Below are 18,625 nucleotides of genomic sequence, written 5' to 3'. Positions count from 1 at the left end.
CGCTACCACCCGCGGATCACGTCGCGCGCCCATCCCTAGGGCGCCGCCCACGGAGACCGCCCGTGACCGCACCGCTCGATATCGACAGCCCCGTGATCGCGCCGACGCGGCCCGAGGGCTTCCGCTATTCCCCCATGTTCCCCCTGGGCGAGGACACCACGCCCTGGCGCAAGCTGGACATACAAGGCGTCTCCACCGCCACCTGCGATGGCCAGACCGTCCTGAAGGTGAAGCCGGAGGCGCTGGAACAGCTCGCCTTCCAGGCCTGCAAGGACGTCTCCCACCTGCTGCGCCCCGGCCACCTGGCCCAGCTCGCGAAGATCCTGCAGGACCCGGAGGCGAGCCCGAATGATCGCTTCGTGGCGCTCGACCTGCTGAAGAACGCCAACATCGCCGCCGGCGGCGTGCTGCCCATGTGCCAGGACACGGGCACCGCCATCGTATTCGGCAAGAAGGGCCAGCGCGTCTGGGTCGAGGGCGATGAGGAGGAGGCGCTGAGCTACGGCGTCCACCGCACCTACACCGAGACCAACCTCCGCTATTCCCAGATGGCACCCCTGACCATGTGGGATGAGGTCAACACCGGCAACAATCTGCCGGTCGAGTTCTCCATCATGGCGCAGCCCGGCGACCACCACGCCGATGAGATGCACCTGATGTTCATCCTCAAGGGCGGCGGATCGGCCAACAAGACCTTCCTGTTCCAGCAGACGCGCGCGGTGCTGTCGCGGGAGAAGCTGCTGAAGTTCCTGGAAGACAAGATCAAGACGCTCGGCACCAGCGCCTGCCCGCCCTACCACCTGTCGATCGTCATCGGCGGCACCAGCGCCGAGATGAACCTCAAGACCGTCAAGCTCGGCTCCACCAAATGGCTGGACGCGCTGCCGACCGAGGGGTCCAAGGCCGGCCACGCCTTCCGCGACACGGCGTTCGAGGCCGAGGTCCACAAGCTGACCCAGAACCTGGGCATCGGCGCGCAGTTCGGCGGCAAGTATTTCTGCCACGATGTCCGCGTGGTGCGCCTGCCCCGCCACGGCGCGTCGCTGCCCATCGGCATCGGCGTCTCCTGCTCCGCCGACCGACAGATCAAGGCGAAGATCACGCCGGAGGGGGTGTTCCTGGAACAGCTGGAACATGACCCCGCGAAGTACCTGCCGGAGGCGACGGACAGCATCCTCGGCGGCGACGTGGTCAAGATCGACCTGAACCAGCCGATGAGCGCGATCCGTGCCGAACTCTCGAAGCACCCGGTGAAGACCCGCGTGTCGCTGACCGGCACGGTGGTGGTCGCCCGCGACATCGCGCACGCGAAACTGCAGGAACGCCTCGACCGCGGCGAGGGCCTGCCCGACTACCTCAAGAACCACCCCGTCTATTACGCCGGCCCCGCCAAGACGCCGACGGGCATGGCAACCGGCAGCTTCGGCCCCACCACCGCCGGGCGCATGGACAGCTATGTCGAGGCCTTCCAGAAGGCCGGCGGTTCGCTGGTGATGCTGGCCAAGGGCAACCGGTCCAAGGCCGTGCTCAACGCCTGCAAGAGCTATGGCGGCTTCTACCTCGGCAGCGTCGGCGGCCCCGCGGCGCGGCTGGCCCAGGACTGCATCCGCAAGGTCGAAGTGCTAGAATACCCCGAGCTCGGCATGGAAGCGGTCTGGCGGATCGAGGTCGAGGACTTCCCCGCGTTCATCGTCGTCGATGACAAGGGCAACGACTTCTACGAAGGGCTGGAATAGCCCGTGCTGGAGCTGCGCCCGAACTGCGAATGCTGCGGCACGGATCTGCCGCCGGATTCCGACCGGGCGCTGATCTGCTCCTTCGAATGCACCTGGTGCCGGGACTGCGCCGCCACGCGCCTGCCCGGCGGCCTCTGTCCGAATTGCGGGGGCAACCTCGTCCCCCGCCCGATCCGGCCGGCGGGGAAGCTGGAGCGCTTTCCAGCGGGCACGGTACGCAAGCGCAGCACGCTGCCGGCGTGCACGGGCGGGCTATAGTGAATTGGGGAAGGCGCTGCCTTCCCCATACCCCATCCGCCAGGGGCGAGCCGCCCCTGGACCGTCATCAGTTGAAAACCTCGCGGTCCAGGGGCCCGAGGCCCCTGGCGTGGGGGGTGCGGGGGGAGCAGCGCTCCCCCTGCGGCAATCCGCGCCTCACCGCGGCCTGATCTCCACCGCCAGCACCTCCTCATCCGCCCGCGCCTTCGTCACCAGATTGGCGCTCCCGGCATGCGCCGAATGCACCAGCCCCACGCCGATGATCAGTGCCTCATCCACCGTTCGCTGCACCAGCGCCCGCAGCAGGCGGTTGCGCTCCGCATCGTCCAGCGTGGCGCGCGCGCGGGCGATCTCCGCATCCACGGCGGCCACGCCGTAGCCCGTGAAGTTCAGCGTCCCCAGCCCCGGCACCGTGCCGCTGGTGTGGATCTGGGAGCTCAGCAGGTAGGACGTCTCCCCGGTCAGGGACCCGAAGACGGTCACGAAGACCCCGTATTCCCGCCGGTTGCGGCGCGTCAGGAAGGTCGCCTGCGGCACCACCTCCACCGTCGTGCGGATGCCGATCCGCGTCCAGGCGGAAGCGATCGCCTGGCAGATGCGCGGCGTGCGGTTGGGGGAGCAGAACAGGTTCAGCCCGAAGCCCTGCCCCCAGCCCGCCTCCGCCAGCAAGGCGCGGGCGGCGTTGATGTCGGCGGCCGGCAGGGCGCGGTCCGGGATGGCGCCGAAGACGAAGGGCGGCACGGGCTGGTCGGTCGGCTCGGCGTAGCCTTCCATGATCTGGCGCGCGATCCCCTCCCGATTCAGGGCGAGCGACATGGCGCGGCGGACGCGAACGTCCCGCATCGGGTTCTGGCCATTGGCGTCCACGCCGGGTGGGCTGGCGCGTTCCACATCCGGGTAGATGTTGACGGCGTAGATGGAGGGCGCGGTGAACAGCGCCAGGCGCCGGTCGGCGCCGATCCGCCCCGCATCCTGCAGCGGCACGTTGTTGATGAAGTCCACATCCCCCGCCAGCAGCGCCGCCACGCGGGCCGGGTCGTTCGGAATGGGCGTCAGCACCGCCTGTTCCCACGGCACCCGCCCGCCCCACCATTCCTCGTTCCGCCGCAGCACCAGCGGCGCATTGGTGGACCAGGAGCCGAGCCTGAAGGGCCCGGTCCCGATCGCCGCCTGGCCGCTGTTGAACTCAGGATTGCCGAGCCCCGCCACCGATTTCGGCACGATGAAGATCTGCGTCAGATTGGTCGGCAGGATCGGCAGGGGGCCGCTCGTCCGGATGCGGAAGGTCAGCGCATCCACCACCTCCACCCCCGTCACGCCCGAGAGGTAGATGGAATAGGGGTTCGGGTTGCCCGGCACGTTCGGCACCCGCTGGAAGCTGGCGGCGATGTCCTCCGAGGTCAGCGGGCTGCCGTCGTGGAACTTCACGCCGGCGCGCAGCCTGAACTCCCAGGTCGTGTCGTCCACCACCCGCCAGGATTCGGCCAGGCCGGGTCGCAGCGCCATCTGGTCATCGCGCATGACCAGCGTCTCATAGATGTTCCGCAGCGCGCCGGTATTGGCCAGGTTCAGCAGCCAATGCGGGTCCAGCGTGCTGGGCGGCGCCTGCATGCCGATCCGCAGCGTCTGCGCCGCAGCCGGCGGCACCGCCGGCAGGGCCAGCGCGAGGGAAAGCCCGAAGGCCAGCCTTGTAACGACACCCATGCAGTCCGATCCCCCTTGCCCACCGGCCGCGCCGGCGTGACCAGAGTGCCACCCTCCACGCGCCGGCGAAACCGCTGGTATCGGCGGCGGCGTTTCGGGTATGTTCTGGACCGGCTAGGCCCCTGCCACGTCCGATGCCCCGCCGAGCCCCCCCCCCGGAATCGGTGCTAAAACGACTAAAAGCACTAAATCGGCTAAAAAGTTTAGGACCCGGCGCCGCCCGGCGGGGGCCGGGACACCCCCAGGATCCCCCCTGGCCCACGCCACCCTTCCGGCCAGCCTCCCGCTGGGATATGGCTTCCGCCATCAGCATCCCCCCGGGAACCCACCGCCCCATGGCCCGCCTCCGCTTCTCCTCCGGGAGCCGATTCGAGGAAGAGATCGGCTATTCCCGCGCCGTCATCGATGGCGACTGGATCTTCGTCTCCGGCACCACCGGCTTCGACTACGCGACCATGACGATCCAGCCCGGCGTGATCGAGCAATGCGACCAGGCCTTCCGGAACATCGAGGCCGCGCTGAAACAGGCCAATGGCCGGATCGAAGACATCGTCCGCGCCAATTTCATCCTGCCGGACCGCGCGGATTGGCCGCCCTGCTGGCCCGTGGTGAAGAAGTGGCTGGGCCGCGTTCGCCCGGCCTCCACGATGATCGTGGCGGGGCTGCAGGCCCCGGAAATGCGGATCGAGATCGAAGTCACGGCCCGTCTGCGGCGCCGCGAAGGGGACAAGTAGCATGCGCTTCGCGGTCGACCGCCTGGACCACCTGGTCATCACCTGCCGGGACGTGGAGACCAGCGCCGGCTGGTATCAGCGCGTGCTGGGGATGGAGCGTGAGGAATTCGGCGAACAGCGCCGCACCGCGCTGCGCTTCGGGGGCCAGAAGCTGAACCTCCGCCCGAAGGAGGCGACGCAGCAGGCCTGGTTCTCCTCCGTCGTGGCGGAACCTGGCACGCAGGACATCTGCTTCATCGTCACCGTGGACGCCGACGACATCGTCCGCCACCTGCGCGGCTGCGGCGTGCAGGTCGAATTGGGCCCGGTGCCGAAGCAGGGCGCACTGGGGCCGATGACTTCGGTCTATTGCCGCGACCCCGACGGCAACCTGATCGAGATCGCGACCTACGGCGACCGCTTCCCGGAATAGCAACCGTGATGGGCGGCCGCGCGCGCGGCTGCCTATGTTGCGGGGCGGAGGGTCCCAACCATGACCGACACGCCCATGACGCGCACCGAGCCGGCCCGCACTGAAACGGACAGCCTCGGCACCATCGACATCCCCGCGGACCGGCTCTGGGGCCCGCAGACCGAACGCGCGCGGCGCCTGTTCCGCATCGGGACGGAACGTTTCCCCGCTGTCCTGATCCGCGCCGTGGGCCTGCAGAAGCAGGCGGCGGCGGAGGCCAATGCGCGGCTCGGCGAACTGCCCGCCGACATCGCCGCCGCCATCGCGCAAGCGGCGGCGGAGGTCGCGGAAGGCCGCCACGATGCCGAATTCCCGCTGCCGGTCTGGCAGACGGGTTCCGGCACCCAGACCAACATGAATGCGAACGAGGTCATCGCGAACCTCGCCAACCGCGCCCTCGGCCAGCCCCTCGGCAGCCGCCGCCCGGTGCATCCGAATGATCATGTGAACCGCGGCCAATCCTCCAACGACAGCTTCCCCACCGTGATGCATGTGGCGGCGGCGGAGGCGGTGGCGCAGCGGCTGATACCGGCGCTCGGCGTGCTGCTGGCCAGCCTGTCGCGCCGCGCGCGGGAATGGCAGGCGATCGTGAAGATCGGCCGCACCCATATGATGGATGCGGTGCCCGTCACGCTCGGCCAGGAAGCCGCCGCCTGGGCGCGCCAGGTGGAACTCGGCATCGCGCGGCTGGGCGATGCGCTGCCGCGCCTCATGGAACTCGCCCAGGGTGGCACCGCGGCCGGCACCGGGCTCAACCGCCACCCCGATTTTCCGAGGGTCTTCGCGGAGATCATCGCCGCGCGCACCGGCCTGCCCTTCCGCCCCAACCCCAACCCGTTCGAGGGCATGGGCGCGCATGACGCGCTGGTCGAACTCTCCGGCGCGATGAACACCATCGCGGTGTCGCTCACCAAGATCGGCAACGATGTCCGCCTGCTCGGCAGCGGCCCGCGCGCCGGCTTCTCGGAACTCGTCATCCCGGCCGACGGGCTTTCCAGCTCCATCATGCCGGGCAAGACCAATCCGACGCAGTCGGAGGCGCTGACGATGGTCGCCGCCCAGGTCATGGGCAACCACGTCGCCATCACCATCGGCGCGGCGCAGGGTCACCTGGAGCTCAACGTCTTCAAGCCCGTCATCATCCACAACGTCCTGCAATCGGCGGGACTGCTGGCCGATGCGGCGGAAAGCTTCGCCGCGAACATGATGGACAAGCTGGAACCCAACCACGCGCGCATCGCCGACAACCTGGCGAAGTCGCTCATGCTCGTCACCGCGCTCAACCCGCGCATCGGCTACGACAAGGCAGTCGCCATCGCGAAGCTGGCACTGACGGAGGACATCACCCTGAAGGCCGCCGCCGCGCGGCTCGGCCATGTCAGCGAAGCGGATTTCGACCGCTGGGTGGTGCCGGCCGACATGGTGCGCCCGGGCACCACGCTGGATGGCGGCGGATGAGCGAGCGGGCCGCGCGTCACCTCCGCAAGCGGTCCTTCCGCCTGGCCGGCCACCGGACCTCCGTGGCGCTGGAACCGGCCTTCTGGGCCGCGCTCGAAGCCCTGGCCGAAGGGCGCGGCACCAGCCTGGCCGCGCTGGTGGCGGCGGTGGATGCCGCCCGCACCGACATCGCCATCCCGCTGTCGAGTGCGCTGCGCGTCATGGCGCTGCAAGCCGCCCGCGAAGGCGGCATGGCTGGCCGCGCCGACGCATGGGGACATCAACCGGCTGCGGCGGCCTGCCCCGAGGCATGAACCGATACTGAGCGGCCGGGCGGCTGCGCGCGCCATCTCCACGCCGCCAGGCCGAGGACATGGTCCGAGTGGCCTGGGTCCTGGGCCTGGGCCTGGGCCTGGGCCTGGGTCCTGGGCCTGGCTCCTACCCGCGCTCCGCACGCCAGCGCGCCCAGGCCGCGGTCTCAGGCAAGGCGCGGGGGCCATCGGATGGGCCGGTGAGCCGCAGCCCGAGGTCGGGTGCCTCCGGCGCCGCCGGCCGCGACAGGATGTGCAGGTCGAGCGCTCCGCGGGCGAGGTCGATCTCGCCGCGGATGGTCGCGGTGGCCCCGCCCTCCGCGGCCAGCCGTGCTTCCTCCAGCCGCAGCCGCCCCGCCGTCAGCCTGGCCGTCGCGTCCAGGCGGTCGAAGGCCGTCGCGCCTTCCAGCAGCGCCCGCCGCGTGCCGCGTTCAGCCGCCACCGGATCGGGCAGCGCCGTCGCCTGCGCGGCCCCCGCCAGATCGAACCCCGCCAGCACGCCATCCCGCAAGCCGATGCCGATCCTGCCCTCCAGCGTCCCCAGCAGCGCGGCCGGCGCATGGCCGCTGGTGGCCACCGCGAAGGTCACATCGCCGCGCCCGGCGGTAAGATCGACCGGCGCGGCGAAAAGCGGCGCGGCGATGCTGGCCCCCACCAGCCGTCCCTCGGCCGCCAGGCGGGGCGGCACCTGCGGATCGAGGTCGAGCGTCACCAGCGCCTCCAGCGCGCCACCCGCCAGGCGCGCCCGCACGCCCTCAAGCCGCGCGCGGCCCTCGGCCAGCTTCAGCGTGGCCGCCACCTGTTCGGCCACCGTGCCGCCGATCTCCAGCCGCGCGGCCTCCAGCGCCAGATCGGCGTCGAAGGCGGCCAGCGCTTCCAGCCCCAGCGGATTGCCGCTCTGCCAGCCCGCGAAGGGCAGCGGCAGGCGTTCGGCGGCCAGCCGCCCGGTCAGCCGCGGCCTTCCCGCCAGCGCCAGGGCCAGGGCGCCCCGGGCCCGCAGCCCGCCGGCCACCACCTCGAAGCTCTCCGCCGCGATGCCCTGCGGCCCGGCGGCGAGGCTGGCGATGAGGGAGAAGGACCCCTCCCCCAGCCAGATCCCGGCATCGCTGCGGAAGGCTTCCGCCAGCAGGCGCGGCGCGCCGGGATGACGCAGCGTGACGCTGGCGGTGCCGCGGCGCTGGGGCAGGTCCAGGGTGCCGGAGGCTTCCAAGCGAAGCTCCCCGGCCTCCGCCCCGCCGCGCAGCGCCAGCGCATCCAGCGTGCCGCCGCCCGACAGGCGCAGCGCCAGCGGCATGCCGGCGATGGCCGTGCGATCGGGCCATTCCCCCGGCAGCAGCGCCATCAGGCCGCGGCCGGACGATCCGCTGGCCTCGATCGTCAAATCCTGCAGGCGCAGCTGCGGGCCGAGCGTGAGAACACCCGACGCCGTGAGATCGGTATCGGCAAGCCGGCCGGACAGCCGGCGCAGCGTCATCCGGCCATTCTCCAGCGCGCCATCCAGGGAAGCGCGTTCCATCACCGCGCCGCCCATGGTCACGCGGTCCGCCGCCAGGCGAAGGTTGAGGTCCACCGGCCCCAGCGCCCGGCCTGCCTGCACGGGATCGAAGCCATTGGGCAGCCAGCGGGCAAGGTCGAGGCTGTCCAGCGTCAGCCCGATCCCCAGCGCCGGCCGCGCCCCGTGCCGCAGCACGCCGGCGCCGGACAGGCGGAGGTCGCCGATCGTCGCGGAAAGCTCCGGGATCGCGGCCTGCGCATCCTCCAGCACCAGGCGGAAGCGGCCCTCCCCCCGCCGCAGCAGGGACGGGTCCAGATCCTCCACCGGCAGGCCGATGGCGCCGAGGCTGGTGCGCATGTCGGGGCCGGCGAAGCGCGCGCGGATCTCAAGCCGCCCGCCCGCGGTGGCGCCGGCGAATTCCAGCTCCGCCTCCCCCGGCAGCAGGACGGAGACGTCGCTGAGCGTGAGGCGCCCATCCTCCAGGAAGGCGGCGCCGCGGATGCGCCGCAGCGCCACGCCCTGGAAGGTGCCGGCCTCCGCCGAGAGGTCGAGCGCGAGGGGCACCGGCCGTGCCGCGCCCTGCCGCAGGGCCGTGACCCAGCCATCCAGGTCAAGCCGGCTGGCCACCAGCGCCACGTCCAGCCGGGGCGCCGGCAGCAGGCGGAGCGCGATGGACCCCCGCGCCGGCACGCCGCCGACATCCATCACCAGTTGGTCGGCGGCGACGAGTTCGGCCGAGGCATTCAACCGGCCGGCAAGCCGGAACGGCACCGCGGGGCCGGCGAGCAGCGCGGCGAGGTCCGGCCCGCGCGCCTCCACGCTGCCCTCGAACCCCGCGCCGGGCACCAGCACGCCGCGCGCGGTGCCGCTGGCCTCGGGCAGGGTCAGGGCTAGTTCGAGGGTGGCGACACCGTCCCAGCCCGGCCGGCCCAGCGTGCCGGAAAATCGCGCGGCGCGCCCCGCCCAGGTGAAGCTGCCCGAGGATTCGATGGCCTGCGCCAGGCCGGCGGAGGTCAGGCGCGCATTGACGCCTTCCAGCACCGCATCGCCGATGCGCACCCGGCTGTTCTCGACCCGCGCATCCAGCTCCGTGATCCAGGCCGGGGGCCGCAGCGCCAGCAGCGCGCCGGGCGGCCAGGGCAGCGTGAGGTCGGCGCCGACCAGCGCGATCTCCCGCGGTGCCAGCCGCCCCGCGATCAGCGCGGGCAGGTCGAGGCGGACGCGCAGAAGCTGCGCGGTAACACTGAACTCCTCCCCGGCATCGCCGATGGAAACGCCACCGGCGCGCACCATGGGCTGGGGCAGCAGCAGCAATTCGACAGGGCCGTTCAGCGTGACGGCGCGGCCCAGCCGGTCGCTCGCCAATTCGGCCAGGCGGCCGCGCCAGGGCTCCCAATCCACCAGGCGCGGGCCGAGCCAGAGGCCCAGCACGGCCAGCAGCAGAAGGGACGTCAGCGCGACCGCGAGACGCTTCATCCGGCCGACGGGGCGCCCCAGCCGCCGCCGCCCGGCGTTTCCAGCGCCAGCACGTCACCGGGTTGCAGCGCGGCGCGATCGCAGCCCTGCATGGGGTGGATGGACCCGTCCACGCGTTCCACCCATTGCCGTCCCGCCGCGCCAGGGCTGCCGCCCTGGAGCCCATGCGGGGCGACGCGGCGGCGCGATGCGACGATCACGGCCTCCATCGGGCGCAGGAAGCGGATGCGCCGGCGGCTGCCATCGCCGCCAGCATGGGCCCCCGCGCCGCCGGAGCCACGCCGGATGGAGAATTCCTCGAGCCGCACGGGGTAGCGGAGTTCCAGCACCTCGGGGTCCGTCATGCGCGTGTTGGTCATATGCGTCTGCACCGCGGAGGTGCCCGGGAAGCCGGGGCCGGCGCCGGTGCCGCCGCAGACCGTTTCGTAATATTGGTAAACCGCGTCGCCGAACAGCAGGTTGTTCATGGTGGCCTGGGCGGAGGCACAGGCGCCGAGCGCCGCCAGCAGGGCATTGCAGGTCATCTGGCTGACCTCCGTATTGCCGGCCACCACGGCGGCGCCCCCGCCAGGCCCATCGGGCCGGGGCGAGAGGAAGGTCCCTTCCGGCGCCACGATATCCAGCGGCACCAGGCACCCGTCATTGAGGGGAATCTCCTCCCCCACCAGGCAGCGGAAGCAGTAGAGCACCACGGCGCGGCAGACCGCGGCGGGCGCGTTGAAATTGTCGGGGCGCTGCGGGCCGGTGCCGGTGAAGTCGATGGTGGCGCGGCGGTTGGCGCGGTCCACGCGGACGGCGACCTTCAGCGGCGTGCCATCGTCGATCGTCGTCTCGAAGCTGCCATCCTGCAGCCGGTCGAGCACGCCGCGCACCGCTTCCTCCGCATTGTCCATCACATGCTTCATGTAGGCACGGACGGTATCGAGGCCGAAGTCGCGCACGGCGCGCTGCAATTCCTGCACGCCCTTCTCATTCGCCGCGACCTGGGCCGTGATGTCAGCGACGTTCAAGTCCGGGCTGCGGGCGGGGTAGCGGGCGCCGGCGAGCAGCGCGCGGAACTCGGCTTCGCGGAGGCGGCCCTGCGAGACCAGCAGGAAGTCGTCGATGACGACGCCCTCCTCCTCCAGCGTCGCCGAACCGGGCGGCGTGGAGCCGGGGGTGAGGCCGCCGATATCGGCGTGGTGGCCGCGGCTGCCGACGAAGAACAGGATTTTCGTGCCCGCCTCATCGAAGACGGGGGTGATGACGGTCACATCGGGCAGGTGGGTGCCGCCATTATAGGGGTTGTTGAGGGCAACCACGTCGCCCGGCCGCAGCGTCGCGGCGCGGGACCGGATGACGGTGCGCACGCTCTCCCCCATCGCGCCCAGATGCACGGGCACATGCGGCGCGTTGGCCACCAGGCGCCCCGTCTCATCGAAGATGGCGCAGGAGAAGTCGAGCCGTTCCTTGATGTTCACGGACAGGCTCGTGTTCTGCAGCACCGCGCCGGTCTGCTCGGCGATCGACATGAAGAGGTTGTTGAACAACTCCAGCATCACCGGGTCGACGCGCGTCGCATCAGCCACGCGCGCGGCCTCCCGCTGCTCCGTCCGGCGCAGCACGAGGTGGTTCCGCAGCGTGACCTCCGCCGTCCAGCAGGGCTCGATCACCGTCGTCGCGATGGCCTCCCGGATCAGGGCGGGGCCAGGGATGCGGTCCCCGGCGCGGAGCGCGTCGCGGTCCAGCACGGGGGCGCGGCGCGGCGTGCCGGCGGCGAAGATGGTGACTTCGGCCAGGCGGGGCGGGTCCTGCCCTGCCTCGCGTGGTGCGAGCGGGGCCTCGGCCACGGCCTCCCCGGGCGACGTCACTTCAACGACGCAGGCCTCCACCACCACCTGGCGTTCGGGCGTTGCGAAGCCGAAGCGGCGGCGATGGGCGTCGGTGAAGGCCTCCAGCACCTCGGCATGGCTGGCGAAGGACACGGGCAGGAAGCTGTCCGTGCCGGCGTAGCGGAGGTGCAGCCGCCGGGCGGCGCGCAGCGCCCCGGCATCCGCGCCCTGGCGAACGAGTTCGGCGCGGCCCGCTTCCTCCAGCCCATCGAGGCGCGCGGCGAGATCGTCCATGGCATCGGCGGAAAGCGGGGCCTCCACCGCGGCCTCCCGGATCGCGCTCTGGTCCGCGAGGCCCATCCCATACGCCGAGAGCACGCCGGCGAAGGGGTGGATGAACACCGTCTCCATGCCGAGTTCGTCCGCCACCAGGCAGGCATGCTGCCCGCCCGCACCCCCGAAGCATTGCAGGGCGTAGCGGGTGACGTCGTGGCCCTTCTGGATGGAGACCTGCTTGATGGCATTCGCCATGTTGGCGACAGCGACGCGGAGGAAGCCCTCCGCCACAGCATGCGGGTCCTGGGGCTGGCCGGTCGCGGCCTCGATCTCCGCGGCCAGCGCCGCGAATTTCTCGCGCACCACCCCGGCATCCAGGGGCTCGTTGCCGGCGGGGCCGAAGATGGCGGGGAACTGGGCGGGCTGGATCTTGCCGACCATGACGTTCGCATCCGTCACGGTCAGCGGGCCGCCGCGGCGGTAGCAGGCCGGGCCCGGCACCGCGCCGGCGCTTTCGGGGCCCACGCGGAATCGAGCGCCATCGAATTTCAGGATCGATCCGCCGCCGGCGGCGACGGTGTTGATGGCCATCATCGGCGCGCGCATCCGCACGCCGGCCACCTGAGTCTCGAAGGCGCGCTCGAACTCCCCGGCATAGAGCGCGACATCGGTGGAGGTGCCGCCCATGTCGAAGCCGATGATCTTCTCGAACCCCGCCATGGCCGCGGTGCGCGCCGCGCCGACGATGCCGCCGGCGGGGCCCGACAGGATGGCATCCTTGCCCTGGAAGGACCGCGCCTCCGCCAGGCCACCCGATGACTGCATGAAGTAGAGCTTCACGCCCGGCAACTCGCCCGCCACCTGCTCGACATAGCGGCGCAGGATGGGGGAGAGGTAGGCGTCCACCACCGTCGTATCCGCGCGCGGCACGATGCGCGGCAGGGGGGAGGCTTCGTGGGACAGGCTGACCTGGGTGAAGCCCGCGTCGCGCGCCAGGGCGCCGACGCGCTGCTCATGGTCCGGATGCGCCCAGGCATGCATGAAGGCGATGGCGACGGCGCGGATGCCATCGGCGTGGGCGGCGGCCAGCGCCGCACGCGCCGCATCTTCGTCGAGCTGCTCGATCTCCGTGCCATCCACCGCGATGCGGCCGCCGATCTCTGCCACGCATTCCTGCAGCAGGTCGGGCAGGCGCACCTGCAGGTCGAACAGCCGCGGGCGGGCCTGGTTGCCGATGCGCGTCATGTCCGCGAAGCCGCGATTGACCAGCAGCAGCACGCGTTCGCCCTTGCGTTCCAGCAGCGCGTTGGTGGCGACGGTGGTTCCCATCTTCACCGCATCCACGACACCGGGGGGGACAGCGGCGCCATCCGGCAGGCCGAGGCAAGCGCGGATGCCGGCGACGGCTGCATCACGGTAGCGGCCCGGATTCTCCGACAGCAGCTTGCGGGTGGTCAGCGCGCCCGATGGATCACGCGCCACGATATCGGTGAAGGTGCCGCCGCGATCGATCCAGAACTGCCAGCCACCCATCACGCATCCCCCTTGGCCAAACGGTGATCACACCCTGGCAGCGGCCGCGCAAGGCCGCGGGGGCGCGCCGCGCTTCATTGACAATTCATCGATAAATCGTCAACGTCTTTCCGTCATCCAGAGGGGCCGCCGCCATGCCGAATTCGAGACGCGGGGACGCACCCCCGGTCGTGTCCTCCGCCCATCTCGCCGCCGGTGCCTCCCCTGCCCTGTCGGAGGTGGAGTTCGGCCTCATCCTGGCCGGGCACGGCTTCAACCGCTGGATGGTCCGCTGCATGGCGGCGGCGGGGCGGCCGGGCATGTCGCCCACGGAAATCCTGGTCCTCCACACCGTCCGCCACCGGGACCGGCCGAAGCGCCTGGCCGACATCCTGCTGGTGCTGGACATCGAGGATACGCATGTCGCGACCTACGCCATCCGCAAGCTGGAGGAAGCCGGCCTGGTGGCGACCGGCCGCGCGGGGAAGGAGAAGGTGGTGAGCGCGACGGAGGCCGGCAGCGCTCTCTGCGCCGCCTATGCGGCGGTGCGGGAAAGGCTGCTGGCGGAGGCACTTCGCGCATCCGGCCCCTCCGAGGACCAGCTTTCCGCCGTGGCGCAACTGCTGCGGACCCTGTCCGGCTTCTACGACCAGGCGGCGCGGGCGGCTGCAACTCTCTGACAGACCTCTCCGCCAGCCCCTGTGGCCGGGGCGGCAGGCGTGCTAGGACCGGGGCCGCGATCATCGAGGCCGGCTTGAGCATCTGGGGCAAACTCATCGGCGGCGTGGCCGGCTTCGTCACCGGCGGGCCGCTCGGCGCCGTGGTCGGCGCGGCACTGGGCCATGCGGCGGACAACGGCGCCATGCCGGGGCGGCAGATCGGCCCCGGGGCGGCGGACCTCGCGGCGTTCCTCGGCAACAGGGAAACGCTCTTCGCCATCTCCGTCATCGTGCTCTCGGCCAAGCTCGCCAAGGCGGATGGCCCTGTGAAGCGGGAGGAGATCGACGCCTTCAAGGCGATGTTCCGCATCCCGCCAGAGAATTTGCGCGAAGTCGCGCAGATGTTCGACGAGGCCCGCAAGGATTCCGACGGCTGGGAACCCTTCGCTGAACGGATGGGCGAGGCCTTCGCCGACAACCGCGCGCTGCTGGAGGATGTGCTGACGGCGCTGTTCTACATCGCCCGCGCGGATGGGCCGGTGACGAAGGGCGAATTGCCGGTCCTGCAAGGCGTCCACCTTCGCTTCGGCCTGGATTCCGGCGCCTGGGAACGGGCCAAGGGCGGGGGATCGCCCGGCGGCGCGGCGCAGCGCGCGACGGAGGACAAGGACGCCTACGCCGTGCTCGGCCTGCCATCGACCGCGACCGATGAGGAAGTGCGCCTGGCCTGGCGGAAGCTGATGCGGGAGAACCACCCGGACGGCCTGGCCGCCCGCGGCGTGCCGCCGGAATTCGTGGACCGCGCGACGCGAAAAGTGGCGGAGATCAACGCCGCCTGGGACAAGATCAAGCGTCAGCGTGGGTTGTGAGCCATGCGCATCCGCGACCTGCCGAGCCCCAACCAGGATGACCGCCCGGCAGGCCAGGCGATCGACATGCTGGTCCTGCACTACACCGGCATGGAAAGCGGCCAGGCGGCGATAGACCGGCTGCGCGATCCCCTCGCCGCCGTCTCCTCCCACTATGTGGTGGAGGAGGATGGCAGCGTCTTCCGCCTGGTGGAGGAGGAACGCCGCGCCTGGCATGCCGGCATCTCCCACTGGCGGGGCGCCAGCGGGCTGAACGGCCGCAGCATCGGGATCGAGATCGTCAATCCCGGCCATGAATTCGGCTACCGCCCCTTCCCCGCGCTGCAGATGGCGGCGGTGTGCGACCTCTGCCTCGATATCCTGTCGCGCCACCCGATCGCACCGCGGGACGTTGTGGCGCATTCGGATGTGGCGCCGGACCGCAAGGATGACCCGGGCGAGTTGTTCGACTGGGAAGGGCTGGCGGCAAACGGTGTCGGACTCTGGCCCGCCAACGCCGCGCCGAAGATGAACGGCGAACCCTTGGATCTGCTGGCGGCCATCGGGTACCGGACGGACCTGCCCCTGCCCGTGCTGCTGCGCGCCTTCCAGCGGCACTGGCACCCCCGCCGCATCGATGGGTTGCTGGATGCGGGGACGCTGCGACGGCTGCGCGCGGTGGCCGCCGCGGTGGCCCAAGCGGCGGAATGAGCACGGCGCGCGTCGCCGCGATCCTTACCGCCAGCCCAGCGCATCGCGATGCGCTGCAGGCCCTGGCGCTGGCCGGCCCACGCGGCGCCTGGATCGGCGCCGGCTTCGTCCGCAACGCGGTGTGGGATGCGCTGACGGGGCGCACGCCGGAAACCGCATCACTTGCCGATATCGATGTGGTGCACTGGGACGACGCCACGCCGGATGCGGCCTTCGAAGCCGCGCTGCGGCATGCGCGGCCGGCGCTGCCGTGGTCCGTCACGCACCAGGCCGGCATGGCGGCGGCGAATGGCCATGCGCCCTATCGCGACGTCGCGGACGCGCTGGCGCATTGGCCGGAGACGGCAACCGCCGTCGCGGCGCGACTGGTGGCGGGACGGGTGGAGGTACTGGCGCCGCTCCGGCTGGACGACCTCATGGACCTGGTGGTGCGACCGGGGCCGGCGCATGCGGCACAACCTTCGGTGGTGCGGGCGCGGCTGCGGGCGAAGGCCTGGCCCCGGCGGTGGCCGGCATTGCGCGTATTCGGCCTGGCGGGCGATTGACCGCGGCCTCCAGGGGCGCGATGTGGGGGGCGGTGCCGGTTGGCTGGGCGACCGCTGGCGTTGGATGCCCCTCGGGGTGGTCCGGTGCTGGAGGAAAGTCCGGGCTCCACGGGAATACGGTGCCGGTCAACGACCGGCGGGGGTCAAACCCCAGGGAAAGTGCCACAGAAAGCAAACCGCCGCGGCGTGGAAACACCCCGCGGCAAGGGTGAAAGGGTGGGGTAAGAGCCCACCGCATCCACGGCAACGTGGGTGGCATGGTAAACCCCACCGGGAGCAAGGCCGAATAGGGGTGGCCGGCAGTGCGGCGCGAGGTTCGCCTCGATCCGCGGATGCAGGGGCGTTCCCGCCCCGCCGCCCGGGTTGGCCGCGAGAAGCCTGTGGTGACACAGGCTCCAGAGGAATGGTCGTCCATTGCCCTCGGGCAGGGACAGAACCCGGCTTACAGGCCATCCGGCACCACTTTTCCCCGCTTTCCGCAGGCCGAACACGGTTGGCCAAGGAACAAATTGCGAATGCATACAACGTATACTGTATTGCATTTTTCTTCTCTCGCGCTGGCGGAGAACTGGTGGCTATAGTGCTGTAAATGCTAACTTTTCTCTGTTCTGTTTAGGGTTCGCTAACGGTAATTCCTCTTGTCGTCCCGCCAAATCCCGTGCTATCCCAAGCCATCCCGTGAGGGACCCGGCTCGGGGGGGCATTTTGGGTCTCAAGGGGGATGGTCGGGCGAGCCGGCGGGGTCGGGGGGCCTCGCCGGCCGCTGAGCGGGGGACGGCGGCCGGCAGGCTGTCGATGGGGGCAGCAGCATAGCGCGATGACCCAGTTCGTGGGCACGCATTTCGGAAAGCGGGACGCCAAAGGCCGCATTTCCGTGCCCGCGCCCTTCCGCGCCGAGCTGGAGGCTGCCGCCACGAACCAACTCGTCTTCCGCGTTTCCCATCAACATTCCTGCATCGAGGCCCGTAGCCGCGCCGTGTTCCAGCAAATGCTCGACAGCATCCTGCGCCTCGACCACTTTTCCGAGGAACGCGAGGCCCTGGAGGCCGGCATCGTTGCCGACAGCATGATGCTGCGCATCGATGGCGAAGGCCGTCTGGTGCTGCCCGAGGACATGGTCGGCGAGGTCGGGTTGAAGGGCGAGATCGCCTTCCTCGGCAAGGGCGATCGCTTCGAGATCTGGGATGCCGACGCGGCACGCGCGCATGTCGCCGCCGCGAAGGCGCTGGTGCGCGAACGTCGCCTCACGATTGCTGCGACACCCCTCAACACGAATCCGAAGAGCGTGCCATGACGGGCCACGTTCCTGTGATGCTGGAGGAAGTGCTGGCGACGCTGCAGCCCCGCGATGGTGCCCGATACCTCGACGCCACCTTCGGCGGCGGCGGCTATGCGCGTGCAATCCTTAACGCTGCCGACTGCACCTTGTGGGCGCTGGACCGCGATCCGGATGCGATCGCGCGCGGCGCAGCGCTGGCGGCATCGCATCCCGGCCGCTTGCATCTGGTGCATGCGCGCTTCGGTGAGATGCTGGACGCGCTGGCGGAACGGGGCATCGACACGCTCGATGGCGTCGTCATGGATCTTGGCGTGTCGTCCTTCCAGATCGACCAGGCGGAGCGCGGCTTCTCCTTCCGCGCGGATGGGCCGCTCGACATGCGGATGGACCGCAGCGGTCCCTCGGCGGCGGATCTGGTCAACACGCTGGACGAAGGCGCGCTTACCACCATCATCAAGGAATTCGGCGAGGAGCGTCACGCGCGCCGCGTCGCCCGCGCCATCCTGCGCGAACGCGCGGTGGAGCCGATCACCACGACCGCACGACTGGCGGAAATCGTCCGCTCCTCCGTACCGCGCGATCCGTCCGGCATCGATGGCGCGACGCGGTCCTTCCAGGCGCTGCGCATCGCGGTGAATGACGAACTCGGCGAGATCGAGCGCGGGCTCGCGCAGGCCATGGGCATGCTGGCGCCGGGCGGACGGCTGGTGGTCGTCGCCTTCCACTCGCTGGAGGACCGGCTGGTCAAGCGCGCCATGGTCGCGGCCGCGGGCCGCGGCGGCCATGCGTCCCGCCACGACCCCGCCTCGCTGCTGCCGCGCGGGGAAGCGGATTTCACCCTGCTGACGCAGCGCGCGCTGCGCCCGGGTGATGCCGAGACTGCCAGCAACAGCCGGGCGCGTTCCGCGCGCCTGCGGGCCATCGAACGTCGCGTCGCGTCGCAGGGAATGCCGTCATGATCCGGCCCTTCACCTTTGTCTGCTTCGTGGCCTTCGCGGGTGCCGGCGCCTGGCTGTACCAGGTGAAGCATCACGTCGCGACCTATGACCGCGACTTGCGCGACATCCGCCGGCAGACGGAACAGGCGCGCGACCGCATCTCCATCCTCCGCGCCGAATGGGCGCTGCTGAACGAACCCGACCGGCTTCGCCAGGTGGCGACGCGCAACCTGCCGCTGGAGCCGATGCAGCCGACGCAATTCGCCCGGCTGCCGGAGATGGAGCGCCGCCTGCCGCAGGCCGTGGCCTTCGCCGGCCCGCCCAACCTTTTCGCGCCGCCGGAGGCACCGCGCCATGCGGGCAACGTGATGGTCGCCGCGGCGCAGGTGCCGGCGCCCGCCACCGCCGCCGCTGCCACCACCGCTGCCGCCGCTGCTGGCGCCG

Annotated in this window: 16 protein-coding genes and 1 other RNA gene; 14 read left to right on the top strand and 3 right to left on the bottom strand. The window is 71.0% G+C overall.

What is annotated here, in order from left to right; translation table 11 throughout:
* Positions 1 to 134: 134 nt before the first annotated feature.
* Complete coding sequence (locus tag ACTIE5_RS07710; protein WP_439549235.1) at positions 135 to 1,736, top strand: fumarate hydratase; 1,602 nt, start codon at positions 135 to 137, stop codon at positions 1,734 to 1,736.
* A 3-nt stretch (positions 1,737 to 1,739) separates the two neighbouring features.
* Entirely contained in the window at positions 1,740 to 1,994 is a 255-nt protein-coding gene (locus ACTIE5_RS07705) for a DUF1272 domain-containing protein (RefSeq protein WP_439549113.1), read from the top strand.
* A gap of 156 nt (positions 1,995 to 2,150) precedes the next feature.
* On the opposite strand, the gene ACTIE5_RS07700 is transcribed toward ACTIE5_RS07705, so the two are convergent.
* The gene (locus ACTIE5_RS07700; protein WP_439549112.1) at positions 2,151 to 3,698 is read right to left on the bottom strand and encodes an ABC transporter substrate-binding protein; all 1,548 of its coding nucleotides are present in this window, start codon (positions 3,696 to 3,698) and stop codon (positions 2,151 to 2,153) included.
* A gap of 335 nt (positions 3,699 to 4,033) precedes the next feature.
* Between ACTIE5_RS07700 and ACTIE5_RS07695 the strand changes: the two genes are divergently transcribed.
* The 4 genes from ACTIE5_RS07695 to ACTIE5_RS07680 are packed head-to-tail and all read left to right on the top strand — an operon-like array spanning position 4,034 to position 6,634.
* On the top strand, positions 4,034 to 4,432 hold the full coding sequence (locus ACTIE5_RS07695) for a RidA family protein (protein WP_439549111.1): 399 nt from the start codon (positions 4,034 to 4,036) through the stop codon (positions 4,430 to 4,432).
* Between the two features lies 1 nt (position 4,433).
* Positions 4,434 to 4,844, top strand: a complete 411-nt coding sequence (locus ACTIE5_RS07690) for a VOC family protein (RefSeq protein WP_439549110.1) — start codon at positions 4,434 to 4,436, stop codon at positions 4,842 to 4,844.
* A 60-nt stretch (positions 4,845 to 4,904) separates the two neighbouring features.
* Positions 4,905 to 6,341 carry a class II fumarate hydratase gene (locus ACTIE5_RS07685; RefSeq protein WP_439549109.1) on the top strand — a complete coding sequence of 479 codons (1,437 nt, stop codon included), beginning with the start codon at positions 4,905 to 4,907 and terminating at the stop codon, positions 6,339 to 6,341.
* Positions 6,338 to 6,634: a ribbon-helix-helix domain-containing protein gene (locus ACTIE5_RS07680; RefSeq protein WP_439549108.1), complete on the top strand. Its 297-nt coding sequence runs from the start codon at positions 6,338 to 6,340 to the stop codon at positions 6,632 to 6,634. The genes ACTIE5_RS07685 and ACTIE5_RS07680 overlap by 4 nt, the downstream gene beginning before the upstream one ends.
* A gap of 124 nt (positions 6,635 to 6,758) precedes the next feature.
* Here ACTIE5_RS07680 and ACTIE5_RS07675 read toward each other — a convergent pair whose 3' ends face one another.
* Both ACTIE5_RS07675 and ACTIE5_RS07670 read right to left on the bottom strand, forming a co-directional pair.
* A complete protein-coding gene (locus tag ACTIE5_RS07675) occupies positions 6,759 to 9,602 on the bottom strand; it encodes an AsmA family protein (RefSeq protein ID WP_439549107.1) in 2,844 nt (947 codons plus the stop codon).
* Positions 9,599 to 13,222 (bottom strand): hydantoinase B/oxoprolinase family protein, encoded by a 3,624-nt coding sequence (locus ACTIE5_RS07670; RefSeq protein WP_439549106.1) that lies wholly within the window; start codon positions 13,220 to 13,222, stop codon positions 9,599 to 9,601. The genes ACTIE5_RS07675 and ACTIE5_RS07670 overlap by 4 nt, the downstream gene beginning before the upstream one ends.
* A gap of 134 nt (positions 13,223 to 13,356) precedes the next feature.
* Here ACTIE5_RS07670 and ACTIE5_RS07665 point away from each other — a divergent pair, with 134 nt between their 5' ends.
* From ACTIE5_RS07665 to ftsL, 8 genes are all read left to right on the top strand, one after another.
* Positions 13,357 to 13,881 carry a winged helix DNA-binding protein gene (locus ACTIE5_RS07665; protein ID WP_439549105.1) on the top strand — a complete coding sequence of 175 codons (525 nt, stop codon included), beginning with the start codon at positions 13,357 to 13,359 and terminating at the stop codon, positions 13,879 to 13,881.
* 74 nt (positions 13,882 to 13,955) lie between these two features.
* Positions 13,956 to 14,729, top strand: coding sequence for a TerB family tellurite resistance protein (locus tag ACTIE5_RS07660; protein ID WP_439549104.1), 774 nt, complete (start codon positions 13,956 to 13,958; stop codon positions 14,727 to 14,729).
* Positions 14,730 to 14,732: 3 nt separating this feature from the next.
* A complete protein-coding gene (locus tag ACTIE5_RS07655) occupies positions 14,733 to 15,419 on the top strand; it encodes an N-acetylmuramoyl-L-alanine amidase (RefSeq protein ID WP_439549103.1) in 687 nt (228 codons plus the stop codon).
* The gene (locus ACTIE5_RS07650) at positions 15,416 to 15,964 is read left to right on the top strand and encodes a nucleotidyltransferase family protein (protein ID WP_439549102.1); all 549 of its coding nucleotides are present in this window, start codon (positions 15,416 to 15,418) and stop codon (positions 15,962 to 15,964) included. Before ACTIE5_RS07655 ends, ACTIE5_RS07650 begins: the two co-directional genes overlap by 4 nt.
* A gap of 35 nt (positions 15,965 to 15,999) precedes the next feature.
* Positions 16,000 to 16,425: RNase P RNA component class A (rnpB, locus tag ACTIE5_RS07645), an RNA gene on the top strand.
* Between the two features lie 356 nt (positions 16,426 to 16,781).
* Positions 16,782 to 17,258, top strand: coding sequence for a division/cell wall cluster transcriptional repressor MraZ (locus ACTIE5_RS07640; RefSeq protein ID WP_439549101.1), 477 nt, complete (start codon positions 16,782 to 16,784; stop codon positions 17,256 to 17,258).
* Positions 17,255 to 18,202: a 16S rRNA (cytosine(1402)-N(4))-methyltransferase RsmH gene (rsmH, locus tag ACTIE5_RS07635; RefSeq protein WP_439549100.1), complete on the top strand. Its 948-nt coding sequence runs from the start codon at positions 17,255 to 17,257 to the stop codon at positions 18,200 to 18,202. Before ACTIE5_RS07640 ends, rsmH begins: the two co-directional genes overlap by 4 nt.
* A partial coding sequence (gene ftsL, locus ACTIE5_RS07630) for a cell division protein FtsL (RefSeq protein WP_439549099.1) occupies positions 18,199 to 18,625 on the top strand: 427 nt, incomplete at its 3' end. The genes rsmH and ftsL, both read left to right, overlap by 4 nt.

It is taken from the genome of Falsiroseomonas sp., from assembly GCF_051859025.1.
In the GTDB taxonomy this organism is placed as follows: Bacteria; Pseudomonadota; Alphaproteobacteria; order Acetobacterales; family Acetobacteraceae; genus Falsiroseomonas.
This window is presented reverse-complemented; position numbering and strand designations above follow the sequence as displayed.